This window comes from Paraburkholderia sp. CNPSo 3274, from assembly GCF_024206475.1.
Lineage (GTDB): Bacteria > Pseudomonadota > Gammaproteobacteria > Burkholderiales > Burkholderiaceae > Paraburkholderia.
In genome coordinates this window covers 73,194-98,587 of sequence record NZ_JAMBPR010000032.1, presented here as the reverse complement: position 1 = coordinate 98,587, position 25,394 = coordinate 73,194, and the positions used below count along the sequence as shown (strand labels likewise).

General features: G+C 66.2%; 27 protein-coding genes. 11 read left to right on the top strand and 16 right to left on the bottom strand.

Annotation, left to right across the window (positions count from 1 at the left end; translation table 11 throughout):
• Nucleotides 1-286 precede the first annotated feature (286 nt).
• From M3I54_RS22340 to M3I54_RS22310, 7 genes are all read right to left on the bottom strand, one after another.
• On the bottom strand, nucleotides 287-841 hold the full coding sequence (locus M3I54_RS22340; protein WP_254339877.1) for a phosphonate degradation HD-domain oxygenase: 555 nt from the start codon (nucleotides 839-841) through the stop codon (nucleotides 287-289).
• Between the two features lie 73 nt (nucleotides 842-914).
• Nucleotides 915-1,526 (bottom strand): GntR family transcriptional regulator, encoded by a 612-nt coding sequence (locus M3I54_RS22335; RefSeq protein WP_254339882.1) that lies wholly within the window; start codon nucleotides 1,524-1,526, stop codon nucleotides 915-917.
• A 157-nt stretch (nucleotides 1,527-1,683) separates the two neighbouring features.
• Nucleotides 1,684-2,559, bottom strand: a complete 876-nt coding sequence (gene phnV / locus M3I54_RS22330; protein ID WP_254339876.1) for a 2-aminoethylphosphonate ABC transport system, membrane component PhnV — start codon at nucleotides 2,557-2,559, stop codon at nucleotides 1,684-1,686.
• On the bottom strand, nucleotides 2,549-3,463 hold the full coding sequence (locus tag M3I54_RS22325) for a 2-aminoethylphosphonate ABC transporter permease subunit (protein ID WP_254339875.1): 915 nt from the start codon (nucleotides 3,461-3,463) through the stop codon (nucleotides 2,549-2,551). Before M3I54_RS22325 ends, phnV begins: the two co-directional genes overlap by 11 nt.
• Complete coding sequence (phnT, locus tag M3I54_RS22320; protein WP_254339874.1) at nucleotides 3,441-4,550, bottom strand: 2-aminoethylphosphonate ABC transport system ATP-binding subunit PhnT; 1,110 nt, start codon at nucleotides 4,548-4,550, stop codon at nucleotides 3,441-3,443. The genes M3I54_RS22325 and phnT overlap by 23 nt, the downstream gene beginning before the upstream one ends.
• A 133-nt stretch (nucleotides 4,551-4,683) precedes the next feature.
• A complete protein-coding gene (gene phnS, locus M3I54_RS22315; protein ID WP_254339873.1) occupies nucleotides 4,684-5,766 on the bottom strand; it encodes a 2-aminoethylphosphonate ABC transporter substrate-binding protein in 1,083 nt (360 codons plus the stop codon).
• Nucleotides 5,767-6,197: 431 nt separating this feature from the next.
• Nucleotides 6,198-6,953 (bottom strand): DeoR/GlpR family DNA-binding transcription regulator, encoded by a 756-nt coding sequence (locus M3I54_RS22310; RefSeq protein WP_233884736.1) that lies wholly within the window; start codon nucleotides 6,951-6,953, stop codon nucleotides 6,198-6,200.
• 190 nt (nucleotides 6,954-7,143) lie between these two features.
• Between M3I54_RS22310 and M3I54_RS22305 the strand changes: the two genes are divergently transcribed.
• A complete protein-coding gene (locus M3I54_RS22305; protein WP_254339871.1) occupies nucleotides 7,144-8,718 on the top strand; it encodes an AarF/ABC1/UbiB kinase family protein in 1,575 nt (524 codons plus the stop codon).
• Between the two features lie 203 nt (nucleotides 8,719-8,921).
• On the top strand, nucleotides 8,922-9,836 hold the full coding sequence (locus M3I54_RS22300) for a DMT family transporter (protein WP_254339870.1): 915 nt from the start codon (nucleotides 8,922-8,924) through the stop codon (nucleotides 9,834-9,836).
• Between the two features lie 41 nt (nucleotides 9,837-9,877).
• Here the strand turns inward: M3I54_RS22300 and M3I54_RS22295 are convergent, their stop codons facing one another.
• Nucleotides 9,878-10,954 (bottom strand): L,D-transpeptidase, encoded by a 1,077-nt coding sequence (locus M3I54_RS22295; RefSeq protein WP_254339868.1) that lies wholly within the window; start codon nucleotides 10,952-10,954, stop codon nucleotides 9,878-9,880.
• Between the two features lie 273 nt (nucleotides 10,955-11,227).
• On the opposite strand from M3I54_RS22295, the gene nadE reads away from it, so the two are divergent.
• Nucleotides 11,228-12,106, top strand: a complete 879-nt coding sequence (nadE, locus tag M3I54_RS22290; protein ID WP_254339866.1) for an ammonia-dependent NAD(+) synthetase — start codon at nucleotides 11,228-11,230, stop codon at nucleotides 12,104-12,106.
• Nucleotides 12,107-12,123: 17 nt separating this feature from the next.
• Here nadE and M3I54_RS22285 read toward each other — a convergent pair whose 3' ends face one another.
• Nucleotides 12,124-12,393: an RNA-binding protein gene (locus tag M3I54_RS22285; protein WP_254339862.1), complete on the bottom strand. Its 270-nt coding sequence runs from the start codon at nucleotides 12,391-12,393 to the stop codon at nucleotides 12,124-12,126.
• Nucleotides 12,394-12,751: 358 nt separating this feature from the next.
• Nucleotides 12,752-13,348, bottom strand: a complete 597-nt coding sequence (locus M3I54_RS22280) for a hypothetical protein (protein WP_254339860.1) — start codon at nucleotides 13,346-13,348, stop codon at nucleotides 12,752-12,754.
• Between the two features lie 351 nt (nucleotides 13,349-13,699).
• Here M3I54_RS22280 and M3I54_RS22275 point away from each other — a divergent pair, with 351 nt between their 5' ends.
• Nucleotides 13,700-14,206 carry a DUF1993 family protein gene (locus tag M3I54_RS22275; protein WP_254339858.1) on the top strand — a complete coding sequence of 169 codons (507 nt, stop codon included), beginning with the start codon at nucleotides 13,700-13,702 and terminating at the stop codon, nucleotides 14,204-14,206.
• Nucleotides 14,207-14,294: 88 nt separating this feature from the next.
• On the opposite strand, the gene M3I54_RS22270 is transcribed toward M3I54_RS22275, so the two are convergent.
• Nucleotides 14,295-14,921, bottom strand: coding sequence for a LysE family translocator (locus M3I54_RS22270; RefSeq protein ID WP_254339856.1), 627 nt, complete (start codon nucleotides 14,919-14,921; stop codon nucleotides 14,295-14,297).
• Nucleotides 14,922-15,057: 136 nt separating this feature from the next.
• On the opposite strand from M3I54_RS22270, the gene M3I54_RS22265 reads away from it, so the two are divergent.
• The 3 genes from M3I54_RS22265 to M3I54_RS22255 all read left to right on the top strand — a co-directional run bounded on the left by M3I54_RS22265 (nucleotide 15,058) and on the right by M3I54_RS22255 (nucleotide 16,299).
• Nucleotides 15,058-15,522 (top strand): Lrp/AsnC family transcriptional regulator, encoded by a 465-nt coding sequence (locus tag M3I54_RS22265; RefSeq protein ID WP_254339854.1) that lies wholly within the window; start codon nucleotides 15,058-15,060, stop codon nucleotides 15,520-15,522.
• Between the two features lie 38 nt (nucleotides 15,523-15,560).
• A complete protein-coding gene (locus M3I54_RS22260) occupies nucleotides 15,561-15,794 on the top strand; it encodes a hypothetical protein (protein ID WP_254339852.1) in 234 nt (77 codons plus the stop codon).
• Nucleotides 15,795-15,906: 112 nt separating this feature from the next.
• Nucleotides 15,907-16,299, top strand: a complete 393-nt coding sequence (locus tag M3I54_RS22255; RefSeq protein ID WP_254339850.1) for an NUDIX hydrolase — start codon at nucleotides 15,907-15,909, stop codon at nucleotides 16,297-16,299.
• Here the strand turns inward: M3I54_RS22255 and M3I54_RS22250 are convergent.
• Nucleotides 16,296-17,483: a pyridoxal phosphate-dependent aminotransferase gene (locus M3I54_RS22250; RefSeq protein ID WP_254339848.1), complete on the bottom strand. Its 1,188-nt coding sequence runs from the start codon at nucleotides 17,481-17,483 to the stop codon at nucleotides 16,296-16,298. The genes M3I54_RS22255 and M3I54_RS22250 overlap by 4 nt on opposite strands.
• Before the next feature lie 196 nt (nucleotides 17,484-17,679).
• Here M3I54_RS22250 and M3I54_RS22245 point away from each other — a divergent pair, with 196 nt between their 5' ends.
• Nucleotides 17,680-18,426, top strand: a complete 747-nt coding sequence (locus M3I54_RS22245; protein ID WP_254339846.1) for an IclR family transcriptional regulator — start codon at nucleotides 17,680-17,682, stop codon at nucleotides 18,424-18,426.
• Nucleotides 18,427-18,457: 31 nt separating this feature from the next.
• On the opposite strand, the gene M3I54_RS22240 is transcribed toward M3I54_RS22245, so the two are convergent.
• Nucleotides 18,458-19,453 (bottom strand): LacI family DNA-binding transcriptional regulator, encoded by a 996-nt coding sequence (locus tag M3I54_RS22240; RefSeq protein ID WP_254339844.1) that lies wholly within the window; start codon nucleotides 19,451-19,453, stop codon nucleotides 18,458-18,460.
• 302 nt (nucleotides 19,454-19,755) lie between these two features.
• Here M3I54_RS22240 and M3I54_RS22235 point away from each other — a divergent pair, with 302 nt between their 5' ends.
• Nucleotides 19,756-20,589 (top strand): oxaloacetate decarboxylase, encoded by an 834-nt coding sequence (locus tag M3I54_RS22235; protein ID WP_254339842.1) that lies wholly within the window; start codon nucleotides 19,756-19,758, stop codon nucleotides 20,587-20,589.
• A gap of 5 nt (nucleotides 20,590-20,594) precedes the next feature.
• On the opposite strand, the gene M3I54_RS22230 is transcribed toward M3I54_RS22235, so the two are convergent.
• A complete protein-coding gene (locus M3I54_RS22230) occupies nucleotides 20,595-21,566 on the bottom strand; it encodes a LysR family transcriptional regulator (protein ID WP_254339841.1) in 972 nt (323 codons plus the stop codon).
• Nucleotides 21,567-21,669: 103 nt separating this feature from the next.
• Here M3I54_RS22230 and M3I54_RS22225 point away from each other — a divergent pair, with 103 nt between their 5' ends.
• Nucleotides 21,670-22,365: an NADPH-dependent F420 reductase gene (locus tag M3I54_RS22225; protein ID WP_254339840.1), complete on the top strand. Its 696-nt coding sequence runs from the start codon at nucleotides 21,670-21,672 to the stop codon at nucleotides 22,363-22,365.
• Nucleotides 22,366-22,464: 99 nt separating this feature from the next.
• On the opposite strand, the gene M3I54_RS22220 is transcribed toward M3I54_RS22225, so the two are convergent.
• Together M3I54_RS22220 and M3I54_RS22215 are read right to left on the bottom strand one after the other, a co-directional pair.
• Entirely contained in the window at nucleotides 22,465-22,902 is a 438-nt protein-coding gene (locus M3I54_RS22220) for a hypothetical protein (RefSeq protein WP_254339839.1), read from the bottom strand.
• Between the two features lie 167 nt (nucleotides 22,903-23,069).
• Nucleotides 23,070-24,551, bottom strand: coding sequence for a methyl-accepting chemotaxis protein (locus tag M3I54_RS22215; protein WP_254339838.1), 1,482 nt, complete (start codon nucleotides 24,549-24,551; stop codon nucleotides 23,070-23,072).
• Between the two features lie 261 nt (nucleotides 24,552-24,812).
• Here M3I54_RS22215 and M3I54_RS22210 point away from each other — a divergent pair, with 261 nt between their 5' ends.
• Nucleotides 24,813-25,394, top strand: a complete 582-nt coding sequence (locus M3I54_RS22210) for a cytochrome b (protein WP_254339837.1) — start codon at nucleotides 24,813-24,815, stop codon at nucleotides 25,392-25,394.

Genomic DNA, 25,394 nt, shown 5'->3' with positions numbered 1-25,394 from the left:
CACTTAACTACCGGCTTCTTTCTGCGTTGCTGCGTCTGCAGCAGAGAAACGAGATTATGAAGACTGCCCGGCGATCTGTCAACAGGTTTTTTAACTTCGTTCAACCTGCCGCTCAACTTCGAATCACCCGCAGACCCAGTCGCCACAAGGCTTTCGCCCGGGCTTCCCGTCTCCCCGCGCCTTCATCGAAAGCGCGAAAGACCGGAATTCTAGTCACGCAAGCGACATCTTGCAAGCGGTTTTTTGACGCGTGCGAAATTCGGAAAAACGCATAAGCGCAATCGCCTCAAACGCGGCGCTGCATGACGCGTTCGACGAGCTGCAGATAGTGGTCGAGATCCGGCGTCGGTTTGCCGGCCATCTTCGCGAGATCGTCCCAGCGGCGCAGGCGCACCGCGTCTTCGGCGTGGGGACGCGCGGCGAAGTCGCGCGCCTCATCTGCATTGAAGATGCCACCCTGCAATTCGAGGCTGCGCACCGAGTCTGCGGAGAGGCAGCCGAAATACGCTTCATCGACGGCGCAGAGGTAGCGCTTCGCATCGACGTGCAAGCGGATCGGCTCCAGCACGCTATCGGGCAACACGGGCCGCAGGAACGGCAGCGCGTAGTACTGGTGCAGATCGTCGATGCCGCGTTCGGTCGGCGTTTCGCCCTGACGATTGAGCAGGTGACCCAGATCATGCAGGAACGCCGCGGCGGTCAGCTCTTCGGTCGCCCCGTCTTCTTCTGCCAGCGCGCCGCTTTGCAGCGCGTGCTCCAGTTGCGTGACCGGTTCGCCGCTATAGGCCAACGCGCCGTACGTCTCGAACAGCTCACGAATATCCGCGAGGCTCAGTGCCATCTTCTTCAACTCCTCTATTACGTGAATACGGCGACGGCCCATACGAGCGGGCCGCCCATCATTCCTTCTGCTCTCAGTCGCCGCAGGACTCGCGCATGCGATTGGCCGATTCATCGGCGTCGCGCGACGCGAGTGCGCTCAACAGCGCCCGATGCCCCGCATACGAGACGTCCATTGCGCTGTGCGCCGGCACCGCACGCCGCGACGAGAGTCGCAACTCGCCCACGGTCCCCTCATAGGTCTCGCGCAGTCTGGCGTTGCCAGCCGCTGCGAAGAGCGACGCACGAAACGCGTCGCGCGCTTGCAGGAAAGCCTCTCCCTTCTCGGCGACCACCGCATCCCGCATCGCGTTGAGGTGCTCGCGCAACTCGGCGACCTGCGCCGCATCGATGCGCGGCGCCAGCATCCGGCACGCTGCTTCGCGCAACGCCGCGCACACTTCGCCCAGTTCCTGGGCCTCAGCCGCGCCGACGCTGCGCACGAACACACCCCGATGTTTCTCGTTGCGCACGAGGCCCGCCTGCTCCAGCGCGCGAAACGCTTCGCGCACAGGTCCGCGCGATACGGCCAGACGAGCCGCCCAGTCGGCTTCGTTGAGCTTGTCGCCGGGGGCGAGCACGCCCGCCGCGATGCGTCGCTCGATCTCGTCGCGCACCAGCGCAGTGAGCGAATGCTGGCGCACCATGGCAAGCGGCGTCGTGTCAGACAACGCCTGAGGATCGCGATCAGGATCGCCTGCGTTGCCGCTACTCGCGCGCTCATCGCTCATCGAATCTTGCACGTCCTGCCTTGCCCGTCTGTTGCGCGCCTGCGGCGCATCGAACCGCATGACATCCATCCGCTCAGTCCGCCCGCCGGCGCGGCACACGCGCCGCGATCAGCAGCAGCGCCGCCAGCGAGACGAGCAGCAGAATCAGCGAGAGCGCCGAAGCCGGCAGGTAGTACCCGCGCTCGACCGCGCCCACCACGACGATCGGCACCGTCGCAAAGCCCGGCGGATACACCGTGAGCGTCGCGCCCAGTTCGCCGAGCGACAGCGCGAAACCCAGCGCGAGACTCGCGCGTATGGCTGGCACGAGCTGCGGCAGCACCACGCGGCGCAGCACCATCGCCGGCGGCGCACCGAGACTCGCTGCCGCTTCGCGCAGCACGGTCAGCTCGGGCCGCAGCGCTGCGGCCGCACATCGATAGCAAAACGGCAGTACTAGAGCGAGCTGCACGAACACGACAATCGCAGCCGAACTCGACAGATCCACAGGCGCCTTGTGATAGGCGATCAACACTGCGAGGCCGAGCACCACGCTCGGCACGCCGTTGGGCACCATCGCGAGCGTGTCGACGACTGCGCCCAGACCACGCCGGTCGCGCCCTTCGAGCGCGAGTGCGAGCCACAGACCCAGCGCCGTGCCGATCACCGCCACGCCGAACCCGACCTCGAGACTCGTTGCGAGCGCATCGAAGTCGCTGGAGCCGAGGCGTTCGAACCAGCGCGTGCTGAAACCGTCGGGCAAAATCGTGCCCGACCAGTGCGACGCGACGCTCGACAACGCGACGACGATCACCGGCAACACGAAAAGCCAGAAGCACAGCAGCGCCGCGAAGCCAAGCAGTGCCGCGCTGACAAAGCGCGAGAAGCGGCTGCGCTCAACAGGCCGCGCACGAAGATGCTTGGGTGGCAGCGCGATACGGTCGGAACCGGCGACGGGATTAGTTGACATTGCGCGCGCCTCCATGACTGCGGCGATTCACGCGCCGATACAGCGCATACAGGGAAAGCGACATCGCGAGCATGACCACGGCGCCTGCGGCGGCCGTCGGCAGGTCGAGGTCGACCGTGGCCGAACTGTAGATCGCCACCGGCAGCGTGATGAGGTGCGCGCTGCCGAGCACGAGCAGAATGCCGAACTCGTTGAACGTCAGCAGAAAGCACAGGATCGTGCCCGCCGCGATACCCGGCCACGCGAGCGGCAGGATCACGCGCAGGGCGACCATCCGGCTGTTCGCACCGAGACTGCGTGCGGCTTCGATCAGGCGCATGTCGAGCAGCGCGAACGCGGCGAGCGTCGGGCGCACGACGAATGGCGCGTAGAACACCACTTCGGCGAGCACCACGCCGCCGATGCCGAACAGGAAGTCGAGCGGCGGCGCCTGCAAATGAAAGAGCCGTTGCAGCCCGATGCTCACGGAGCCCTGTGAGCCGTACAGAAAAATCAGCGTGAACGCGACGAGGAACGACGGGAACGCCACGAACAGTTCCAGAAAACGCGTGACGAGCTGCGCGCCCGGAAACGGTTTGAAGAACAGCTGCGCGGCGAGCGCGACGCCAAGCACGGAAGCCAGACCCGCACTGAGGAACAGAATCCACAGCGTCGTGGCGATCACGCCGCGCGAATCGGGATTGCCGAAAAAAGTCTCGTACGCGTGGAAGCTCAAGCCGTGCGCGCCCGAGAGGCTCAGCAGCACGAGACGCACGAGCGGATAGACCACGAGCGGCCCGAGCACGAACACGAGCAGAAAGGCGATATGCCATTGCGCGCGCCGTTCGCGACGGCGCACGGCGGCCGCGTGCGCGTCGGCGCCGGGGAGAGCCAAAGTGGAATCAGGGGTTGATAAGGACGACATCGTCAGCCTCGTAACGCAGGGACACACGCATGCCTTTCGCCGGCGTCATGCCGTGGCCGCGCTGCATGGTGACGAGCACCGGTTCGTTCGGCATCGCGTCGAGCAGCACCGGTACCGAGAGCACCGAGCCATACCACTCGACCGATTCGATCGTGCCGTGCAGCGACCCTTCGCCGAGCGGCACGATGCGCAGGCTTTCGGGACGCAGACACGCAAGCTTGTCGCGCACGTCGTGGCGCGCGTCGCCCACCGGGAACGCGACGTTCGGCGACAGCAGATTCGCGGCGCCGAGATAGCGGGCCACGTAGGCGTCGTTCGGCGTGTCGTAGAGTTCCTGCGGCGTGCCGAGCTGCGCGATATGGCCATCGCGCATCAGCAGCGTGCGGTCGGACAGCACGAGCGCGTCGTCCTGATCGTGCGTCACGCAGACGATCGTGAGATCGGGCAAGCGCTCGTGCAGCGCCTTCAATTCGGAGCGCACCGAAGCGCGCAGATTGGCGTCGAGTGCCGAGAGCGGCTCGTCGAGCAGGAGCACATCCGGCTCGATCACGAGCGCACGCGCGAGCGCCACGCGCTGCTGCATGCCGCCCGAGAGCTGCGCGGGCATGATGTGTCCCGCGTCGCCGAGCTGCACGAGCTTGAGCGCGTCGGCCACGCGCCGCGCGATGTCGCGCGACGGCACGCGGCGCGCCTTCAACCCGAACGCGACGTTCTCGAACACCGAGAGATGCGGAAAGAGCGCATAGCTCTGGAACAGCAGACCCAGGTTGCGCTGATGCGGCGGCACATGGGTCAGGTCGCGGCCCGCCACGGTGAGCGAGCCCGCGAGTCCATCGGCTTCGATGAACCCGGCGATGAAACGCAGCAGGGTCGTCTTGCCGCAGCCGCTGCGGCCCAGCACGGTCAGCAGTTCGCCGCGGCGGATCGTGAGCGACAGATCGTCGAGGACAGTGCGCGCGCCGAAGCGCACGCTCAGGTTGTCGATCTGCACGCCCGCTGCGCCGGGCGCGTCCGTGGCATCAGTCAGTCCGGACACGTCCGGCAGCGCGCGGGCCATGCCGGCCGGCGCGAGGCTTGCGGTATTCACCGGCTTCATCTCCTGTCGACCAGAGTTGGCGTTTTAACGCCTTACCTTACTCTGGTCCTATGCAAAGCTGTCGATGGGACTAGGTGTTTCAGCCCCTGGTCCCATCCCATACAAAGTTACAAATTGCAGTTGCTTACTTCGGCTTCACGACTTCGAGCTGCTTGCCCGACGAGCCGATCACTTCGTTCTTCCAGCGCGTCGTCCAGTCGGCCTTCTTCGCCATCACCTGGTTCCAGTCCACCGGAATCAGCTTCACGCCCTTGATGGCCTGCTTGACGGCTTCGCCGTTCTTGCCCGTGAGCGCCACGTCCGTGCGGCCCGGAATACCGAAGATGTCCGGCACCTTCGACTGCACGTCCGTCGACATCAGGTAGTCGATCAGCTTCTTGCCTTCAGCCTGGTTCGGGCCGCTCTTGATCAGGCCGATTGCGTACGGCAGCTGGAACGTCGTGGGATGACCGCCAGCGTCGGCCGCGAGGAAGATCGGCTTGAGCGAGAGGCCGCCGTTGGCTGCGTCGTCGAGATCCATCTGCAGGTCGCCGTTGGCCACCGAGATTTCGTTACGCGAGAGCAGCACGTCGAGGTAGCCCGTGCCCTTGGTGTGGAACTTCGCGCTCTGCTCGAGCTTCTTGAGGTAGTCGAACGCCTTGTCTTCGCCCATCAGCGACGTCGTAAGGATGATCACGGCCATGCCATCGCCAGCCGTGGCCGGGTTCGAGTACGCGACCTTGCCCGAGTAGTCCGGGTGCAGCAGGTCAGCAAACGTCTTCGGCTCGTTCTTCACGACATCCGGGTTGATCGCGAACGAGAAGTAGTTGTTCACGAACGTCGCCCACGAACCGTCGGTCGCCTTCGCGATCGTCGGCACGTTCTTGTAGTTCACGCTCTGGTACGGCTGGAGCAGGCCGCTTTGCTGCGCCTGCTGGATGAACGGCGGCAGCGTGACGATCACGTCGGCCTTCGGCGAATCCTTCTCGACGTTCGCGCGATTCACCACTTCGCCACTGCCAGCCGTCACGATGTTGACCTTGACGCCTTCCTTCTTCTCGAAGGCCGGCAGCACGTCCTTGTAGAGATTTTCGAGGCCGTCGGCCGTGTACAGCACGACGGCATCGGCGGCATGCGCGCTCACTGCTGCGCCCAGCAGCGCTGCGGCTGCCGCGATCGGCAGCAGCTTGCGTGCAAAACCCGCGCGATGGGAATTCGTGTGGTTCATGTCACTCTCCGAAGGCAAAACCAGGTGCTCGGGATACCCGATGCGTTTGTGATTGAATGGATCGAACGGAGTCGAACAATCCGAACTTCGGCGGACTGCGCCGCCTGTCATTGCCCGCCTGGTGGTGGTCTCGCGCCGCGGATTGCAGATTGTCTACAATCCGCCACTTTCCACCTGAACCGGCCGACCCGGCGAAGGCGCGAAATTGCCGCTCGCCTCGCTTACCGGCCCATCTGGACGGGCCCCGCAAGAATCACAGGTTTTGATGACAGACGCATGACGATTGTGGCGTTTGTCAAAAAATTCCACAATTCGCCAATATTCGACAAGTCACATAGGCGTGCTGATTGCGCCGCTCACGTGTTGGCGGCAGGCATGCAGATGTGTAGACGGGCAAACGCAGCGCGAGCCGCGCCACGCCGGAGGAAGACTCAGGCGATGACGAGTTCGGGCCCGCGCGCCGCGATGGCACGCGCGACGCTCTTTTCAGGCGCAAGCTCGGTGATGACGTAGCGCGCCTGCTCGAAGCCGTTGATGCGCACGGGCGTGACGCGCCCAAACTTCGAATGGTCGGCGACGACGATCGCGCAGGCCGTGGCGGCGAGCATGCGGCTGCGCACCTCGGCGACCATGCGCGAGTAGTCGGTGAGCCAGCCGTCGGCGGTGATGCCGCCCGCGCCGACGAATGCGAAATCGGCGTGGTACTGGGCGAGCTGCTGCACGGTGTCGAGGCCGAAGGTCGCTTCCTCGTGGTCGGACAGCTCGCCGCCCAGCAGCGTGACGCGGTTCTCATTGCGGCGGCCGAGCAACAGCGCGATGCGCCAGTCGTTCGTATAGACCGTGAGCCGATGGCGGTCGGTGAGCGCGCGCGCGAGCGCATGCGTGGTGCTGCCGGAATCGATGATGACCGAGGCGCCGTCGGGCACGAACTCCGCCGCGCGTTCGCCGATCGCGCGCTTGGCGCTCGCGTTGGCGGCTTCGCGCACGTCGAGATCGGGCTCGCGGCGGTCGCTCGAGAGCGCGCCGCCGTGGGTCGTGACGAGCAGCCCGCGCTCCGCGAGCGTATTGAGGTCGCGCCGGATCGTCTCGCGCGAGACGCGCAGTTCGCGCACGAGATCCGCCACGGAAAGCGCGCCCGTCCGGTTCACTTGCGAGAGGATGTATTGGTGACGTTGTTCTGCGAGCATCTCGGTGGGCGCGGGTCGTGCGTGGAAAAAACGCGGGGAGTGAAGTGAATCCGACGTGAATCCGGAAAAGCCGCCGTATTGTATTACGCATGCGCAGAACGAGCCTGCCCTGCCATCGCGTGCCCATCCCTGCTAATCTCGTAAGGACCGCGCGCTCACGCGACGCTGGCTTTGCCGATCATTGGAATTCATGCGTTCACGACTTCGTCAATTGCGTCTGCTGTTTTGTGCACTGCGTTATGGCTTCAGGCTGATCTGGCTCGCAGCACCCGAGCATCACAAGCTGCACTGGTTCCTCACGCTCGCCTCGAACCTGCATGGCGACCCGCGTCTCGCCTCGCGCCTTCATGGTTCGCTGCCGCGTCTCGCACCGCTCGCCGCGGCCTTCGCGCAAACGCTCGCCACCCGCCCCGAACTCGCGGGCGCGACCTTGCACGACGCGATCGACGCCATCGAGCATTTCGAAGAACCCCTCGCGGGCGAGGCACTCGACACTACGCTGCGCGCCGCGCTCGGCAAGCCGCCCGAAACGGTGTTCACGTGGATCGCCCCGACGCCTGCCCATAACGGCTGGTGCGAGCAGACGCACCTCGCGCGGCTCGCGCTGCCGGTGAACGGCCACCAGACGATCACGCTGCGCGTGCTGCGCGCAAAACAGGTCCAGGAAGTCGACGACGACGCCGCGCTCCTGTGCGCCGTGGCCCGCTCGATAGAGCGCTTTTCGCGCGCCGCGCGCAAGCTGCAGCTGCACGCGCTCGCGCAGGCGCTGCGAGACGATCTGCACCGCCGCTTCGACCTGCGCGCCCAAGCCGCGAACCTGAGCCAGAGCGGCCATCAGCTTGGCGACGACCCGCGTATCGTCGTGCCTGACGTGATCTGGGACCTCTGCACCCCTCAGACGATCGCGGTGCAGCACATCGACACCGTGCGCGCGACCGATATCGCCGGGCTTGCCGAGCATCGCATCAACGTCACGCAGGTGGCTGCGCATCTGATCGAAGTGGTCACGCGCCAGGCGTTCGAGCACGGTTTCTTCCATGCGGCGCTCGACGCCAGCCGAGTCGCGGTGAGCGTCGAGCCGCAGACGCGCGGCCGACTCGTGCTCGCGGGCGCGGCACTGATGACGAGCCTTTCTTCGCCTGAACGCGAATTCTTCGTGCACGGTGCGACCGCGTTGTTCGAACAGGACTACGGCCGGCTCGCCACGCTGCATCACGTGGCGGGTCATGTGCCCTCTCATGCACGCACCGAACAGATCGAGGCCGAATTGCGCACGCGCAGCGAAGCGCATTTCGCGAGCGACACCGACCAGCGCAGCGCGGGGGCGCTGTTCCATCATCTGCTGCATTCGGTGCAGCCGTTCGGAGGCGAGGTCTCGCCGCGCCTCGTGGCGGCGCAGCGCGCGTTCGGCCAGGCCGAGCAGCTGGCCCGCTCGATTCATCCGGGCGTCGATGCGTGGGGCATCGCGCGGCACACGCTCGCCGACATCGCGCGGCAAGATCTCGGCCACCACGGCTGGATCCGGCGACTCTCGCAGGAGTTGCCGCACCTCGCACAAATCGCGCCGCGCGTGCCGCAGATGGTGTTCCGTTTCCTTGAGCACCACGCGAAGGGCGAACACGGTCCCGCTGCGGGACCGGCCGCGCAGCAGGCCGCGTTGCTCGATGCCTGGCGCCGCGAGCATCGGCGCACGCGCGCGCTGCTGCTCGCCTGTGCGGTCTGCGGCGGCTTGATCGGCGTAACGGCGGTGTTGTTTGGAAGCTAGCCGCGGCTAGCGTTTCCGGCCAGGTAATGTTTGCATTGGCCGCCGCGGCACGGGCCGGGCGGTTAGTTGCGTTCCAATCATCGAGCGGCACACGTCCGGACCAGTGCAGTCCAGAACAAGACCGCAACCTGCATGTCGCGCGATACTCCGAGCCTTTCGTGTTTCTCCGGGCGCAGCGTCAGCGCGCGCCCTCTTCGACATCGATGCTCGCCACTTTCGCACCCACCCTGTTCGTCGTCCTGTGGTCGACGGGTTTCGTCGTCGCGCGCGCCATTGCGCCCTACGCCGATCCCAACCTGTTCCTGCTGGCGCGCTTCGCGGGCACGGCGGCGCTGTTCACGATCGTTGCGCTGGCGATGCGCGCGCCCTGGCCGCGCGGACGTGAAATCGGCAAGCATCTCTTCGCTGGCGCGCTCCTGCAGGGCGTCTATCTGGGTGCGGGCTACTGGGCGGTCGCGCAAGGCTTGAGTGCGGGCGTAATGGCGCTCCTCGGCGCGCTCCAGCCGCTCCTGACGGCCGCCGTCGCGGCACGCATGTTCGGCGAGCGCCTGCCGCCGCGGCGCTGGTCGGGCATGTCGCTCGGCCTCGCCGGCGTCGTGCTCGTGCTGAGCCCGAAGTTGTACGCCGCCATGCACGCCGCCGGCGGCAACATCGCCGACGCCGCTGCCGCTACCCCACACACGCACGCTCACGCGAATCCGCTGCTCGTGGTGGTGGTCGCGGTGGTGTCGGTCGGATCGATCACGGCGGGCACGCTGTACCAGAAGACTTCGCTCGCGCAAGCCGACATTCGCAGCGCGAGCGCCGTGCAGAACCTGGGCGCGGCCATCGTCGCCGCCGTGCTCGCGCTCGTGCTCGGCGAGACGCGCTGGATCGCCACACCGACCCTATGGTTCTCGCTGGCGTGGGGCATTGCGATGCTCTCTGGCGTGGGCGTGACGCTGCTCGTGTGGATGGTGCGCCACGGCGACGCCGCCCGCGCCACGGCGCTGCTCTTTCTCGCGCCGCCGCTCGCGGCGCTCGAAAGCTGGCTGCTGTTCGGCGAAACGCTCACGCCCATCCAGACGGCGGGTTTCGGCGTCGCGCTCGCGGGCGTGCTGCTCGCGCGGCGCGCGTAGCGCCTGCACATCCGCTGGCGCGCCCTCGCCGGATCGCGCGCTCAGTCAGCGGTGTCGGCGCCGGCCGGCACCTTCGCGCGCGCCTTGCCGCCGGGTGCGGGCGACCACGCCGGGCGCGTCTTGCGCTCCGAATCGACCACGACGATGAAGCGTCCCGCCCACGGCGTGATCTCGCGGTCCGAGTGGAGGACCCACAGCGACTTGCCCGCGTCGACCAGCGCCTGGTATTCGGCGTCGATGATGCCGTAGTGATCGATGAACGCGTTGAGCGTCGCTGGAATCCGCACGCAGCCCTTCGAGTGGCGGATGCCGAGCAGCGGCTCCAGCCGGTCAGGATCGGTGGCGTGCATCTGGAAGCGCATCTGCGAATAGCCGCCCTTGCCCCAGCCGCGTTCGCCGTCCACCCAGCCGAGGTCGTAGATGCGCATGTCGCGCCGCCCATAGCCGCGTATGTTGTTCTGGTTCATGGTGCCTTCCGCGCGGAAATCCATGTTCAGCGGCGTGTGCTCGAACACGCCGAGCGGCGTGAGGAAGTGGTCGAACTCGCCGGGGCGTCCCGTCGCGACTGGCGACGCGCCAATCATGAGCCACGTCTCGTCAGGCATGGCCCGGAAGTAGATCAAGAGTGCCTGCACATTCGCGCTGCGATCGACGAGAATGACGAACTCGCCCGCCAGCGCGCCGAGGTTCTTCTCTTCGAGCGCAGCCTGCAGGCGCTGGCCGTAGGCACGCTGGTCGGCCAGCGGCACATGCAGGCGCCGGTTGACGTCGCGCGCGAAGCGCTTGCGCATTTCGAGCGCGCCGCGGGTTTCCTCGGCGGCCTCCGCTGGCGTGAGCATCCGGTGAATGGGCAGCACGAGCGCGGGAGGCGCGGAGGCGGCCAACGCGGCGGAGGCCGCGGAAGGCGACTGAGCCGACGAAGCGGCAGACGCACTCGAAGCGCCTGACGCCGCCGACGCAGGCGCGGGCACGGAGGCAGCGGAAGCCGCTTTGGCAACCGGCCGAGCGGCCGATGCGCCCGAGGCAACGTGCGCACTGGAAGCCGTCGCGGCGTCGGAGGCGTAAGCCGCGCTTGCCGCCCACGAAGCGTAAAACCAGGTGCAGAGTGCGGCCGCCATCGCGCGGCGCGCCGGCGCGCCCAAACACCGCGTTCTATGATGGGGAGGGTTCGGGGCGCCGCGCCGGACGCCACCGCGTACGCGAGCGCCCATGCGCCGCGAAAAATTGTCGTTCATCGTGAGTCCGGCCGATTGTGCGTCTTGTCTGAAGTCGGATACGTCGGGCGCCGTGACGTGCGGCGTCTCTGACAGCGCCACGACCGCCCGACATTAGACCAGACAACGCGGACTGCGCGCATATGTCGCGTGCGCAGCCAAATTGAGGAACCGCCCATGCCCGCCAAATCGGACGCCAACCCCAAAGCCGACCGCCTCGCCCGCCAGCAACGCATCATCGCCGAACTGAACGTCGCCGGGCGTTTCGACGCACAAGCCGAAATCGAGCACCGCATGCGGTTTCTCGGGCAGTGTCTCCAGGCGAGCGGGCTGCAGACGCTCGTGCTGGGCATCAGCGGCGGCATCGACTCCGCGACGGCCGGCCGCCTTGCGCAACTGAGCGTGGAAAGCCTGCGCGCGCAGGGCCAGACGGCGGCACGCTTCATCGCGATGCGACTGCCCTACGGCACCCAGCGCGACGAAGCGGACGCCGCAGCCGCGCTCGCCTTCATCGCCGCGGACGAAACCGTGACCGTCGACATGCGCCCCGCCGCCGACGCGATGCTCGCCTCGCTCACGGCGAGCGGGCTCGCGTTCGCCGACGAGAGCGCGCAGGACAAGGTTCACGGCAACATCAAGGCGCGCGAGCGGATGATCGCGCAGTACGCGGTGGCCGGTGCGCGAGCGGGACTTGTGATCGGCACGGATCACGCGGCGGAATCACTAATGGGCTTTTTCACGAAGTTCGGCGACGGCGGCGCCGACGTGCTGCCGCTCGCGGGCCTGAACAAGCGGCGCGTGCGCGCGCTTGCGCGGGCGCTGGGCGCTCCGGCCACGCTGGTGGAGAAAACGCCCACTGCGGATCTGGAAACGTTGCGCCCGCTGCATCCTGACGAGGACGCCTACGGAATCGGCTATGACGAGATCGACGACTTTCTGGAAGGCAATCCGGTGACCGAACGCGCGTACGAGACGATCTTTCGCTTTTACGAGGCGACGCGCCACAAGCGAGCGCTGCCCTATACACCGCACGACACCACCGACGACGGCCCCTAAAGCGCGGCGCGAACGGCTCAGTTACGTTGCGGCGGATCCTCGTCTTCGAACGGCGTCGCACTCACCCTCAGCGCGACGCCCGCGAGGCGGCGGGACTGAAGTTCGCGCGCCACGGCATCGGCCACGTAGGGCACTTCGGAATCGAGTTCGAGGTCCGCGTGCGCGTTGGGCGTGCCCGCGTCATAAACGGTAATGCCCTTGGCGTACTTGCCGAGTTCGCGCTCGAAAAAGCTGCGCACATCCTGCTCGCTGCAGGTTTCGGGAACATTCCAGACAGTCAGGTGCATGACGGCCTACCTCGCGGGGTATTCGGACTCGACGTACAGCGTTCAGCGGAACCGGCGGGGTTGCGACGCGCGTACGCGCACGGGCTGCAGGCTCGCGCGATCGCGAGCACGGGTCCACGCCACCTGGCCGAGCACGGCAGCGACGCCAAGCAGTAAAAGGCTGGACGCAAGCATTGTTGTGACTCCCTTTTGTTGATGAATATCAGCATAGTCGCATTTGCTGAGCGGCGCGCTGCGGCATATTGTCTGGCGGCAGATTGCTAAACGAACGAATGCCGCCTGATTGCCCAGTGCGCATGCCCGATCCAGTCCGCAATCAGCGTGCCCGAGGAAGGAAAGGTGCGCGCGAAACGGCGCTTCAGGACCCGTCGTCACGGCTTGCCGAGGTCGTCTCCTCGGCCGACCCGCCGCAGTCCATGCGGGTAAGGCGATCGTATTGGTGCACCCAGTTGCCGGTGATCGCGGCCTGCGCCTGGGCTAGCGTCATGCGCCCCGCGCACACGCAGCGCTTCAGGCGCACCGTGAGCAGCGACTTGCGGCGCTCGCCGGCGTGGCCGCCCCACGGAATAAGGTCGAAGTTGGCCGTAGCGTCCGGCGACCCGCCGAGTACGATCGGCACATGCCGGTCGAGCGCGTAACCCACGCCTTCGTCGGCGTCGATGCCCCGCGCCGCGAGCATACGGTCCTTTAGCGCCATGGTCTGGTCGAACGGCGGCGCCACGGTGTCGGCGTAGCCCGGTCGGCAGATCGTGTCCGTCACCGACTCCTGCGTGACACGCGTATCGAGAAGCCGTGGATCTTGCGCGAATGCGGCCTGCGCCGCGCTGCCTGTAGCGAGCACCAGCAGCGAAACGCGCAATATTCGCGCGCGCCACCGGGGCGCGCCAGTGCGACAAACAATGCCTTCTGCCATGCGGCGCGCGATGCGGCGTATTGCTGCCCTTTCTGCGTTCATGGTTGAGCGCATCGTGCAGCACGATGCGGAGTGGATGGTTGGTGCCGGGTTATTAGACCACAATCAAATTTTGTCGGGGCAATTGCGCACATCGGCCTGCAGGCACGCTGTTTCGCACATCGCGCGCCGGCCCAGACTCCCACACCGCAAGCGCTCGCAACCACAAGGTTTCACAAGGAATTTTTGCTCTGTAATCCCAGGTAATTTATGCACCCGGCGAGATGCCTGGCCGTTGCGCTCGTGCTGGCCATTTGGCCGATGGCAGCGCGCGACGCGATAGCGCATAATGGGCCGCCCGGTCAGCTCCAAAGCGGAGCGCATCGCGCGCATTCGAAGAAACGAGGAAACCCCATGTCCATTTCCATGTATCAAGCATCGGTGCCCGTGCTAGTGCGCGGCCTCACCAATCTGCAAAACATCATCGGCAAGGCGCAGGCGCACGCGGCGGAAAAGCAGATCGACCCCTCCGCGCTGACGGGCGCGCGGCTCTTCCCCGACATGCTGCCGCTCCTGCGTCAGATCCACATCGCTACCGACACCGCAAAGGGCTGCGCCGCGCGCCTCGCCGGTGTGGAGGCCCCGAAATTCGAGGACGTCGAGGTCACCTTCGACGAGTTGCACGCCCGTATCCAGAAGACCATCGACTATCTGAACGCGTTCAAGCCGGAGCAGATCGACGGCACGGAAGCGCGCAGCATTACGCTCAAGATGCGCAGCGGCCCGATCGAGTTCACGGGCCAGAGCTATCTGCTGGGCTTCGTACTGCCCAACTTCTTCTTCCATGTCACCACGGCGTACGACATCTTGCGTCACAACGGCGTGGAACTGGGCAAGCTCGACTACCTGGGCGCGCGCTAACGCGAGCCTCTAAACGCGAGCAACAAAAAAACGTGCGGCGCCTTGCGCGCCGCACGCCTTCTCGCAACCGTCATTCCCAGCAGCGGCGTCAATCGAGCGAGAGCCGCAGCGCGAAGCCGATCAATGCGGACGAAAACGCCCACTTCTGGACCGTCTGCGCGAGCGGATGACGGCGCAGCCACACGGCAATGCGCGCGGCACCCAGCACGTAGATCACGTCGAAGAGGGCGCATACGGCAACCAGCAGCACGCCCAGCACGGACACCTGCAGCCATACCGAGCCTGCCTCGGGCCGGATGAACTGCGGCAACAGCACCGAGCAGAACAGCAACGCCTTCGGGTTCAGCAGGTTCGTGAGCAGCCCCTTGGCGAAATCGGCACGACGCGGCCGCGCTATGTCCACGCCCTCCTGCTCGGGCATCGCGAAAGCCGGCGCGCGGAAGATCTGCACGGCGATCCAGGTGAGATACGCTGCCCCCGCGTAGCGCACGACTTCATAAAGCCACGGCGCGTTGCGCAGCAAGGCCGCGAGACCGCAGGCCGACAGCGTCACGTGCGTCGCGCGCGCGAGTCCCAGGCCGCAGGCCGCCGCGAAGCCGCTGCGCGTGCCGCGGCTCATGCTGGTCTGCATCACGAGCGCCATGTCGGCGCCGGGCAGCGCGCAGACGATAATCAGGGCGACGATGAACATCAACAGCAGGTGGGCGGAAATCATGTTGGCCTCGTGTGAAAGAGGCTCTATCTTGCCGCTACAGGCAGAGCGATTTCTGGCGTTTTTCATACCGCCTACGGCAGAGATTGGCGGAATACGCTAAGATTTCCGAATCCACACCAGAATCCCCCCAACCGTCATGAGCGACCTCGACAAACTCGACCGGGCGATACTCGGCGCGCTGCAAACCGACGGGCGCATGCCGAACGCACGGCTCGCCGAAACGGTGGGCCTGAGCGAAACGCCGTGCGCGCGGCGCCTCAAGCGCCTCGAACAGGAAGGCTATATCGCGCGTTACCGGGCCGTGCTCTCGCGCCGCGCGCTCGGCTATGGCGTGGTGGGATTCGTCTCGGTGCGCTTCGCCGTGCACGACCGCGCGCTCGCCGACCGCTTCGAGCGCGAGGTGCTGGCGATCGAGCGCATTCTGTCGTGCCACAACGTATCCGGTACGGCGGACTATATTTTGCAGGTGGTAGCCCGCGATCTCGACGACTACGGCACCTTCATGCGCGACCAGTTGCGCAGCTTGCCCGGTGTCACCTCGGTCGAATCGGCGCTGTCGCTGCGCGAAGTGAAGGCCGAGGGCGGACTGCCCCTGCCCTGAACGCACCCAACCTCATTCACGTAAGAACGGAGCTTTCGATGACCCCAGAACAGGCACGAGCCGAAGAAGCCGCCGCCATGGACCGCGTACTGAGCGCGACCCAACGCGTCAAGTCGGCATTCACCTCGCTGCAGTCGCAGTTTCCGCCGGAAGGCGATGGCAAGCCGTCGCAGTTCGCGCTGCAAACCTTCGACATGGCGCTCCAGGAACTGGAAGACGCCCAGGCCGCCTTCGACGAGATGCTCAACGATCTCTTCGACGGCGAACGCTGAACCTGCCCGCGTTTGCTGCGCGCCCCGCAAAAGCCGAACGGCGTGCAGCGCGCGATCGGCTTCGCCAGTGATTCGGATCCCAGATCGACATCCGCAAAGCATGATCGATGACATGAACGCTCCCGTCACCGTGCTCGGCGTGGGCGTCGTCGTACGCGACGGCGATGCGTGGCTGCTCGGCCTGCGCAAAAGCACTTGGGGACGCGACACGCGGGCTTTCCCGGGCGGCAAGGTCGACTCCGGTGAGGATCCGCTCGCCGCAGCCGCGCGCGGGCTGCGCGAGGAAACCGGCCTGGAACTGGTAGAAGCGCAAGCAGCCGGCTGGGCCAGCGGCTGGCTCGAAGCCGGCCGCGTGCGCCATGTGACGCTGTTCGTCGAGGCCGCCGCGCCGGGCACGCCGGTCGTCGTCGAGCCCGACAAATGCGCGCGGTGGGCGTGGTTCACGCGGGATGCATTGCCTGCCGATCTGTTCGAGCCAACGCGCCTCTACTTCGAGACTCGCTAGCGCGTCGCGGCTGCGGCGCGCTCCAGTACAAACGCCGCGATACGCTCGCAGGCCTCGACGAGCCTCGCTTCGTCCACGACGAAACCAAGCCGCACATAGCCGTTTGCGGTCTCGCCGAACGCGCTTGCATCGAGCACGGAAACCTTCTGCGCCTCGAACAGCTGCCAGGTGAACGCCTGCGTGTCGAGGCCCGTACCGCGGATGTCGATCATCATGAACATGCCCGCTTCCGGCAACAGGCACTTGAGCCCCGGCACGCCCGCCAGCCGCTCGTAGACGATGTCGCGCCGGCGGCGATAAATCTCGCGCATCTGAGCGACGATCTGCGCGCGGTTGTCGAGCGCCGTGATCGCCGCCTCCTGAATGAAACCGGGCAGCCCGTAGAGCATGCAGAGCGCGAGCCGCGCGAGATGCGCGATCATCGTTTCCGGCGCGATCACCCAGCCAAGGCGCCAGCCCGGCATGGCATGCGACTTCGAGAGGCTGCCGAGCGTGACCGTGCGCTCCGCCATGCCGTCGAGCGCGGCGATGCTCACGTGCTCGCGCTCGAACGTGAGGTCGGCGTAGACCTCGTCAGAGAGCACCCACAGGTCGTGCCGCTTTGCCAGTTGTGCGACGCGTTCGAGATGCGCGCGCGGCATCACCGCGCCGGTGGGGTTGCACGGCGTCGCGAAGAAGATAGCGCGCGTGCGCGGCGTGACGGCTGCATCGAGCGCGTCACAGTCGAGATGAAAGCCGTTCTCTGGATCGACGGGCACCGGCACGAGCGTCGCGCCCGATGCGCGGATCGCGGCCTCGTAGGTCAGGTACATCGGCTCGGGCACGAGCACTTCGTCGCCGGCCTCCAGTAAACAGAGCGACGATGCGAACAAGCCGTTCTGCGCGCCCGCACAAAGAATCACGTTCTGTGCGCCAACCGCGCGCCCGCTTTGCTGCGCATGCTCGCGTGCAATCGCCTCGCGCAGCGGCTCGCGGCCCATGATGGCCGAGTAGTGCGTATCGCCTTCGCGCAACGCGGCTACGGCGCGCTCGACGATGGGCGCGGGCGTACCGAAGTCGGGGTCTCCCACGCTCAGCACGATCACGTCCTCGCCCCGCGCCGCGGCCTGCAGCGCTGCGTGATGGATCTCCCACGCCGTCGTGCGACGGCCCTGCAACCGCTCGACCAGATTCGAATACTTCATCTTTCGCGACTCTCCCGAACATACGGCGCGCGCCGCGCCGTGGCGTTCAAACCGTTCCCGTTGATTCGTGGGTGCAACGATACCAAGGAACGATGCCGCTGAGAAATGTCGATGCGCTCATGGCGTATCCAACGTGGTGTTAGTATTTCCAGCCTGTTGGATGATCTTTTGGTCGGCAAACCCGGCGCGCGGCTCCATGTCCTCACCCTACGAAGTTCCGGCGCTACGGCGCATACACGACATTCTCGACGTGCTCACGCACGCTCAAGGCCCGATGCGCGCAGCGGCAATCGCGCAGGCCACTGGCCTCTCGCGCAGCACGCTCTATCTGATGCTCGACTCGCTCGAGCGCCGGCGCTGGATCGAAAAGCGCGCCGACGGCTATATCGTCGGCCTCACGTTGTTCGAGCTAGGCAGCGCTTACGTGCGGCACGATCGGCTCCAGGAAGTGTTCCGCCAGGAAGCGACCGTTTTCGTCGCGACGCATAACGAAGTGGTTCAGCTTGCGGTGCTGGACGGCGCGGAAGTCGTGTATCTCGCGCGCGAGGACCCCGCGCGGCCCGTGCGCCTCGTCTCCGATCTCGGCTCGCGGCTGCCCGCGCATTGCAGCGCACTGGGCAAGGCGCTGCTCGCCAGCCTGACCGACGAAGAGGTCAACGTCATCCTGCCGCGCCAGCTTCCCGCTGTGACGGCCAACACCATCACGCGCAAGCAGGACCTTTTAGCGGCGCTCGCCGCGATACGCCGCTCTGGCCTCGCGCACGAGCGGGAAGAAGTGACGGCGGGCATCGCGTGCTTCGCGGCGTTCGTCGGCGTCACGCCGCTTGGCAAGCGTGTGGCGGTCAGCGCGAGCCTGCCGCTGGAGCGGCTGGACGCGCGCCGCGAAAAGCGGCTTGCCATCGCGGTGGTCGAGATGGCGCAGCGCATCGCCAAGGGACTTTGAAGACGCTAGCGCGTCTCGCACGCTCGCGTGCTCAAGCGCTCGCGCGCGGCACGACGGTGTACTGAATGCGTGTTTTCACGGGACGCTGCGCGCTCGCGCCGTCCGCTGCCGCGAGGGCGGCGACGATCGCCTCGCCCGTGCGCTGGCCAATGCCGTAGGCGTCGACCGAAATCGTGGTGATCGCCGGATGGCAGCACGCCGCGATCTCGAAGTTACCGAAGCCGGCAACCGCCATATCGCGGGGCACGCTGAGGCCACGCCGCTGGCACTCCATGATCGCGCCGAACGCCGACATGTCGCTCACGCACATCACGGCCTCTGTGTCAGGCCAGCGCTCGAGCAGCTCGGCCATGGCGGGCGCGCCGTGGCTCATCGTGACCGGCGAGTCGCCGAGTTGCACGACGCGGTGCTTTTCGAGCCCAAGCGCCTTCATCTCCATCTGAAAGCCCTTGAGACGGTCGAGACCGCGCCGGTCCAGGTCGCCCGCGCCGCCAAGAAAGCCGATGCGGCGATGCCCCTTGTCCGCGAGATAGCGCACCATCTCGCGCGCGGCGCTCACGTTGGAAAAGCCCACGGCCATGTCGATCGGCTCCGTGGGCAGGTCCCACATCTCGACGACGGGTACGCCCGAGCGCTGCAGCAGCGTGCGCGTGGCGTCCGTATGCTGCGCGCCGGTGAGTGCGATGCAGCGCGGCTGGTGGCGCAGCATCTGGCGCACGAGACGCTCCTCGCGATCGAGAAAGTAGTCGGTGTCGCCGATCAGCAGTTCGAGCCCTTGCGGTTCGAGCACCGCGGTGAGGCCGCTCACGGTGTCCGAGAAGTTGGAGCTGGAAAGCGACGGCACGAGCACGGCGACGAACGACGAGCGCCCCGAGGAAAGCGCGCCGGCCGCCGCGTCGGCCACGTAGCCCAGCTCGTCGATGGCGCGCTGCACGCGCTCGCGGGTCGCCTCCGACGCGCTGCGCCCCGCCATCACGCGGGACACCGTCATCTTCGAAACGCCCGCGAGACGAGCGACATCGGACATGCGGGGCGGCGTGACTTTTGGAGCGCTAGTTTTGGACATCGCGGCTGGACGGCAAAATAAAAAGAACGCATATCATAACGGCTGCGCCCTTCTTTTCCTCGTTTCGGGCCGTTGAATGCCATCGCCTTCGTAGGCATTCATTTAATTCGCCATCCTTATCTTCGTGCGAAATCGATGCGCATGCGAGCGCCGTTCGATTCGAGAATCCAGGAATTCGGTCACAATCGGTGACCGGCGCCAGAGGATGCGCACTCCCGCGCAAGCACCCCGCCGCCCGCCCACGAGCCAGGAGGAAACTTGCCATGTCAGGACCCGCCCGCACCATCGCCGAGAAACGCACCGAGTTTCGTGCGCTGCACGCCACCGGTTGCTTCGTGCTGCCGAATCCGTGGGACGTGGGCAGCGCACGCTATCTCCAGGGCCTCGGCTTCAAGGCGCTCGCGACCACCAGCTCCGGGTTCGCATGGTCGCGCGGTCATGCCGACAACACCCTGCCGCGCGACGCGATTCTCGCGCACCTGCGCGAGATCGTCGCGGCCACCGACCTGCCCGTGAACGCCGACTTCGAAAGCGGCTTTGGCGCAGATCCCGCAGGCGTCGAAGAAAGCGTCGGCCTCGCCGTCGAGACCGGCGTCGCCGGGCTTTCCGTGGAAGATTCGACCGGCGACGACGCAGCGCCGCTACTGCCGATCGAGGTCGCCGTCGAGCGCATGCGCGCGGCACGGCGCGCCATCGACGCGCGCGGCGGCGACACCGTGCTCGTTGGCCGCGCGGAGAACTTCGTGGCGGGCGTGCCCAACCTCGACGACGCCATCGCGCGCTTGCAGGCCTACGCGCAGGCGGGCGCGGATTGCCTCTATGCGCCCGGCATCCAGACACGCGAGCAGATCGTGGCCGTCGTAACCGCTGTCGCGCCGAAGCCGGTGAACGTGCTGATCGGCGCGAATTTGGCCTTCACGCTCGACGATCTCGCCGCGCTCGGCGTGCGCCGCGTGAGCGTGGGCGGCGCGCTCGCCCGCACCGCGTGGGGCGGGTTCATGCACGCGGCGCAACGGCTCACCGAAGGGCGTTTCGACGGCTTCGAAGGTGCGGCCCCCGGCGCGACGCTCAACGCCGCCTTCCGTAGCGAGACCTGACTAAGCTACGTGCGTGATGCGCGCGGCTTGCGCGCCGAACGACGAACGCGCGGTAACGCCGGCGCCCGCGCGCCGGTGATGCTGCCGGCTTCGCCAAAGCACGCCAGCGCCCACGCCACGAACGCGCGTTGCTTGGGGGCCTGCGCGCGGCGATCCGCGTAAAGCAGATGCATGGGCCGTACCGGCGCGGCATACGCCTCGAGCAGCGGCACGAGCCGCCCCGCCGCCACCGACTGCGCGAGGTTCGGCTCGCCCGCGAGCACGATTCCCACTCCCGCCTCCGCCGCCGCGATCAGCGCGCGGGTGTCGTTGCTACGCAGTTGGCCGCGCGGCTCGACTTCGATCTGTGTGTCGCCGTCCTTGAAGATCCACGTTTGGGGCGCCGGAAAGCTGTCGAACGCGTAATCGAGGCACACGTGCCGCGTGAGTTCACGCGGATGCGCCGGCGTGCCGTGTGCGGCGAGATAAGCCGGCGCGGCGCACGGCACGAGCCGATAGGGCGCGAGCGGCCGCGCGACCAGTTGCGAGTCGGGCAGCGCGCCGATGCGAAACGCGACATCGAAACCGTCCTGCAAGAGGTCGAACTGCCGGTCGCTCAGCACGAGATCGACTTTCACGTCCGGGAAATCCGCGAGAAATGCCTTGATTTCATGCGCAAGCCGGAAGGCTCCGAACGCAACGGGCGCCGTCACGCGCAGCGTGCCTTGCGGATGGGCGGTTTGCGCGAGCGCGACGGCATCGGCGGCAGCTGCCTCTTCGAGCACGCGCCTGCAGGCTTCGAAATAGGCGCGGCCGGCTTCCGTGAGCGCGTGCTTGCGCGTCGAGCGCTGAAGCAGGCGCACGCCTAGCGTCCTTTCCAGCGCGTCGACGTGCTTGCCCGCCATCTGCGGCGTCATCGCGAGCATGCGCGCCGCCGCCGTGAACGAACCCGATTCGGCTGTCTTCACGAACACAGTCATGCTGGTCAATTTGTCCACGATTGGAAACCTGGCATTTCAAGTGTTTCACCGGAATGGCTGATTATCGCATGGGAGTTTCGGCGCTACGCTGGGGTCTCCATTGTTAAACACGGGGCTTCCCATGAACGAACATCGCGAACATCGATTGGCCGTCGGCATTCTTGGCGCGGGTGAGATCGGCTCGACGCTGGGCAAACTTCTCGCGCAGGCGGGGCATGAGGTGATGCTCTCGTCGCGTGATCCCAAGGCGCGCGCGGGAGAGGCGGCGGCGCTGGGCTGCGCGATCGGCACGCTGGAGGAAGCCGCGGCGTTCGGCGAGATCGTGATCGCGGCGCTGCCGCTGTCCGCGCTCGGCGAGATACCGGTCAAAACACTCACCGGTAAAGTCGTCATCGACACCATGAACTACTACCCGGCGCGCGACGGCGCCATTGCTGCGTTCGACGAACACCGCGAGGCCACGAGCGAGCGCGTTGCGCAGCAGTTGAATGGCGTACGGGTGGTCAAGGCGTTCAGTGCGATTCTTGCGTACGACCTGCCGCGCGAAGAGCGGCCGGCGGTCGAAGGCGGACGGCGTGCGCTACCCGTTGCGGGAGACGATGAAGGGGCGAAGGCGCTCGTGGCCGCGTTGCACGCACAACTCGATTTCGACGTGCTCGACGCGGGTTCGCTTGCCGATAGCTGGCGCTTCGAGCGCGCAAAACCGGCCTATTGCATTCCGCTGAACCACACGCAACTGCACGCCGCGCTCACCGCGGCCGAGCGCGACAAGGAGCTGCCGCATGGCTCATGGCGACGCAAACCGCGGCCGGATTGACGTTCGCTGATACCGGGAAAATCACCTGGCATACCGAATCAAATCGCGCGAAAAAAAGAGGCGGAGCGGCGCACAGCCGTTCCGCCTTCCAAGCTGTGCTTAGTCGTAGTGACGGTGCTTGTTGTGGTGCTTGCCGTGATAGCCGCGCGAATAGTCGTCGGCGTACGAGTTCGAACGCGAGATATTCCCGCCGAGCGCCGAGCCTGCGCCGCCGCCCACCGCCGCGCCGATCAGGCCGCCCGTGCGGCCGCCCATGGCGTTACCCGCTGCTGTGCCTGCGCCGCCGCCGAGCGCGCCGCCGATGATGGCGCCCGTGCGCTCGCGACGATTCGAGGTGACCGCGCCACCCGCACCGCCGCCCACCGCGCCGCCGATCACCGCGCCGGTGCTGCCGCCCACTGCGCCACCCACGGCTGCGCCAGCGACGCCGCCGAGCGCGCCACCCAGTGCGTTGTTCATGTCGCCGGCCAGCGCCGGCAGTGAGGCCGCAGCCGTCAGGGCAGCAACGGCAACCATCTGGATGAGTTTCTTCGACATAGTTGTTCTCTTACGTTTTTGAGACGGGACCGAGTATAGCGGCCAAAGTGAAAGGGCTTTGTAACACCACAAGGCGAGCGCCGTAAGAGGTGTAACAAAATGGTCCGACAGAATGGGCTGCCGCCAGTGCTTCGGGGTCGCGCCCCGAAAACGCGACGCGACACCACTCAATCCAGCCTGAACACCTTGACCGCGCTGGCGAGCAGCTCCGTCTGGCGATGCTGCTGCTTGACCTGCTCGACCGTGTCGGCGACATGCACCGCGTTCTCGCGAATCGCCGCGTCGATGCCGGCGATGTTCTCGCCCATCTGGTCGATGCCCGCGCGCTGCGCGCCGGTGGCCGTCGCCATTTCGTGAACGATGGCCGACAGGCGCGTGACGCTTTCGAGCACCTCGCCCACCGTGTTGCCCGCGCTTTCGACGAGACCATTGCCCGTGCGTGCGCGCTCGACCGACTCCCCGATCAGCGCCCGGATCTCCTTCGCAGCCGAGGCGCTGCGCTGAGCCAGTGTGCGGACTTCCTCCGCCACCACCCCGAACCCCCGTCCCTGATCGCCCGCGCGCGCGGCCTCGACCGAAGCGTTGAGCGCGAGAATGTTGGTCTGGAAGGCGATGCCGTCGATCACGCCGATGATGTCGGTAATGCGTTCGCACGAGCGATAAATGTCGCCCATCGTATCGATCACCGCCTTGATCGCTCCGCGCCCCTGGGTCGCGACCTCGCTCGCCGAGCCCGCTAGCGCGCTGGCCGCCGCCGCATGATCGACGCTCTCGTGCATGCTTTGCTTGAGCTGCTCCATTGCCGCGACCATGCCTTCGAGCGAACGGCGCTGCTGCTCGGTCCGGTCCGACAGGACGGCATTACGTACGCTGGTTCCTGCTACGGACTCCGAAACCTCACCCACGCTGTCACGCACCTGCAGCAGCGTTTTACGCACTGCCGCGAGCGTGGCGTGGAATGCGCTGGCCACATCGCTCACGGGCCGGCTCGCTTGCTCGCTCAGCGTGATGTAACCCGAAGCCTGCCCGATCCCCTCCGACATGGCCGCGAGTTCGCCCGCGATGTTTGCGTCGCGCTCCTGGCGCGCCGAAATTGCCGCGATGAACAAGGTTTGGAGCCAGAGAAACGCCCAGTGCTGCGCGACGACGTCGAAGCCCGTTTGCGAAAAGACCCTGACCGGCCAGCCCCACGCCTGAAAATAGTTGAACGCGAGTTGCTGGACGGAGATGAAGCCGGTAGCGAGCAGCACGACCTGCACGTCGCGATAGGCGAGCAGCAGCGAGAGCAAGATGAACACTACGAAGTGAAACTCGTCCTGCCCGCCTCCGACGTCGATCAAAAGCGCCGCGCCGCCCATGAAGGTGAGCGCGGAACCCATTCTGGTGATCTTGAGCCCCGGCAAGGCAAGCGCGAGCAGTGTGGAAACGAGCGCGAGTGGCAATCCGACGACGAGCACGGGCGTGAGCGCATCGAAGTGCCAGCCGATCCCCAAGGCGCCCGCCAGAAGAATCCAGTTGACCAGCGCGCAAGCCCTGTCGGCTCGTTTGCGCGCGTTCATCAGCGGGCTTTCGACGGCGGCTCCCCGGCGAACGGCACTGGCGGGGCCGTACGCCCCGCCAACCGGGGCTTCTGCGAAACTGTTGGACATGGAATTCCCGACTCCTGATTGACATTGCAACTTCTGGCCAGGGCGAAGCAGACAGGCCGAATCACTTTCCGCAGTTATCGGCAGGTCAACCGGCATCTAGATAAGGGAAATCCATTGAAGAATTATGATTGACTTATCATCTATTGTCATTTTGGCGAATCCCGTTGTAACGGTACCTAACAAAACTGGACTGGCCGGGGATGCTCTCCAGAGGTGTTTTTGTGGCAGGCTTGGTCAATTCGACTGCTAAAAGGCCCGACCATGTCCCGAACCCCACACTCCGTTTCTGCGTTGTCGTTTGCGGTCCCCACATACGGCTTGACGCTGCGCGTGCTGCATTGGCTGACCGCGCTATGCATGTTCGTGGTGATCCCGGTGGCGTGGTACATGACGACGATGGACCGTCATGCCCCGTCGCGTGGCAGTTGGGTGAATTTCCACAAATCGATTGGTCTGACCGTCCTGCTGCTCACGCTGATCCGCGTGGTGACACGGCTTTCGGGCAACGCGCCGCCGCTGCCGCAACGCATTCCGGCTTTCGAGCAGAAGCTCGCGCATATCGGTCATGGCTTGCTGTATCTGATTCTCTTTGCCATGCCGATCAGTGGATATATCAACTCGTATGGCGGCGGCCATCCGGTGAACTGGTTCTGGCTGTTTCAGGTGCCCGCCGTCGTGCCGGCGGACAAGGCGCTCGGCCATCTCGGCTCGAAGCTCCACTATTGGCTGGCGTACCTGACCTACGTACTGATCGCCGGGCACGTGCTCGCGGTGATCTACCATCAACTGGTGCAGCGAGTGGACATCCTGGGACGCATGACGGGGCGCGCGGGCAAACGCTGA

What these genes read in the sequence shown, in the direction of transcription:
- M3I54_RS22260 (WP_254339852.1), top strand. Translation starts at nt 15,561, where the DNA reads ATGACCCCAGAACAGGCACGAGCCGAAGAAGCCGCCGCCATGGACCGC.
- M3I54_RS22270 (WP_254339856.1), bottom strand. Translation starts at nt 14,921, where the DNA reads ATGATTTCCGCCCACCTGCTGTTGATGTTCATCGTCGCCCTGATTATC.
- M3I54_RS22275 (WP_254339858.1), top strand. Translation starts at nt 13,700, where the DNA reads ATGTCCATTTCCATGTATCAAGCATCGGTGCCCGTGCTAGTGCGCGGC.
- M3I54_RS22300 (WP_254339870.1), top strand. Translation starts at nt 8,922, where the DNA reads ATGCTCGCCACTTTCGCACCCACCCTGTTCGTCGTCCTGTGGTCGACG.
- M3I54_RS22295 (WP_254339868.1), bottom strand. Translation starts at nt 10,954, where the DNA reads ATGGCGGCCGCACTCTGCACCTGGTTTTACGCTTCGTGGGCGGCAAGC.
- M3I54_RS22220 (WP_254339839.1), bottom strand. Translation starts at nt 22,902, where the DNA reads ATGTCGAAGAAACTCATCCAGATGGTTGCCGTTGCTGCCCTGACGGCT.
- M3I54_RS22305 (WP_254339871.1), top strand. Translation starts at nt 7,144, where the DNA reads ATGCGTTCACGACTTCGTCAATTGCGTCTGCTGTTTTGTGCACTGCGT.
- M3I54_RS22280 (WP_254339860.1), bottom strand. Translation starts at nt 13,348, where the DNA reads ATGAACGCAGAAAGGGCAGCAATACGCCGCATCGCGCGCCGCATGGCA.
- M3I54_RS22335 (WP_254339882.1), bottom strand. Translation starts at nt 1,526, where the DNA reads ATGGTGCGCCAGCATTCGCTCACTGCGCTGGTGCGCGACGAGATCGAG.
- M3I54_RS22325 (WP_254339875.1), bottom strand. Translation starts at nt 3,463, where the DNA reads ATGTCGTCCTTATCAACCCCTGATTCCACTTTGGCTCTCCCCGGCGCC.
- M3I54_RS22285 (WP_254339862.1), bottom strand. Translation starts at nt 12,393, where the DNA reads ATGCACCTGACTGTCTGGAATGTTCCCGAAACCTGCAGCGAGCAGGAT.
- M3I54_RS22255 (WP_254339850.1), top strand. Translation starts at nt 15,907, where the DNA reads ATGAACGCTCCCGTCACCGTGCTCGGCGTGGGCGTCGTCGTACGCGAC.
- nadE (WP_254339866.1), top strand. Translation starts at nt 11,228, where the DNA reads ATGCCCGCCAAATCGGACGCCAACCCCAAAGCCGACCGCCTCGCCCGC.
- M3I54_RS22250 (WP_254339848.1), bottom strand. Translation starts at nt 17,483, where the DNA reads ATGAAGTATTCGAATCTGGTCGAGCGGTTGCAGGGCCGTCGCACGACG.
- M3I54_RS22215 (WP_254339838.1), bottom strand. Translation starts at nt 24,551, where the DNA reads ATGTCCAACAGTTTCGCAGAAGCCCCGGTTGGCGGGGCGTACGGCCCC.
- M3I54_RS22225 (WP_254339840.1), top strand. Translation starts at nt 21,670, where the DNA reads ATGAACGAACATCGCGAACATCGATTGGCCGTCGGCATTCTTGGCGCG.
- M3I54_RS22310 (WP_233884736.1), bottom strand. Translation starts at nt 6,953, where the DNA reads ATGCTCGCAGAACAACGTCACCAATACATCCTCTCGCAAGTGAACCGG.
- phnV (WP_254339876.1), bottom strand. Translation starts at nt 2,559, where the DNA reads ATGTCAACTAATCCCGTCGCCGGTTCCGACCGTATCGCGCTGCCACCC.
- M3I54_RS22210 (WP_254339837.1), top strand. Translation starts at nt 24,813, where the DNA reads ATGTCCCGAACCCCACACTCCGTTTCTGCGTTGTCGTTTGCGGTCCCC.
- M3I54_RS22340 (WP_254339877.1), bottom strand. Translation starts at nt 841, where the DNA reads ATGGCACTGAGCCTCGCGGATATTCGTGAGCTGTTCGAGACGTACGGC.
- M3I54_RS22265 (WP_254339854.1), top strand. Translation starts at nt 15,058, where the DNA reads ATGAGCGACCTCGACAAACTCGACCGGGCGATACTCGGCGCGCTGCAA.
- phnS (WP_254339873.1), bottom strand. Translation starts at nt 5,766, where the DNA reads ATGAACCACACGAATTCCCATCGCGCGGGTTTTGCACGCAAGCTGCTG.
- M3I54_RS22245 (WP_254339846.1), top strand. Translation starts at nt 17,680, where the DNA reads ATGTCCTCACCCTACGAAGTTCCGGCGCTACGGCGCATACACGACATT.
- M3I54_RS22235 (WP_254339842.1), top strand. Translation starts at nt 19,756, where the DNA reads ATGTCAGGACCCGCCCGCACCATCGCCGAGAAACGCACCGAGTTTCGT.
- M3I54_RS22240 (WP_254339844.1), bottom strand. Translation starts at nt 19,453, where the DNA reads ATGTCCGATGTCGCTCGTCTCGCGGGCGTTTCGAAGATGACGGTGTCC.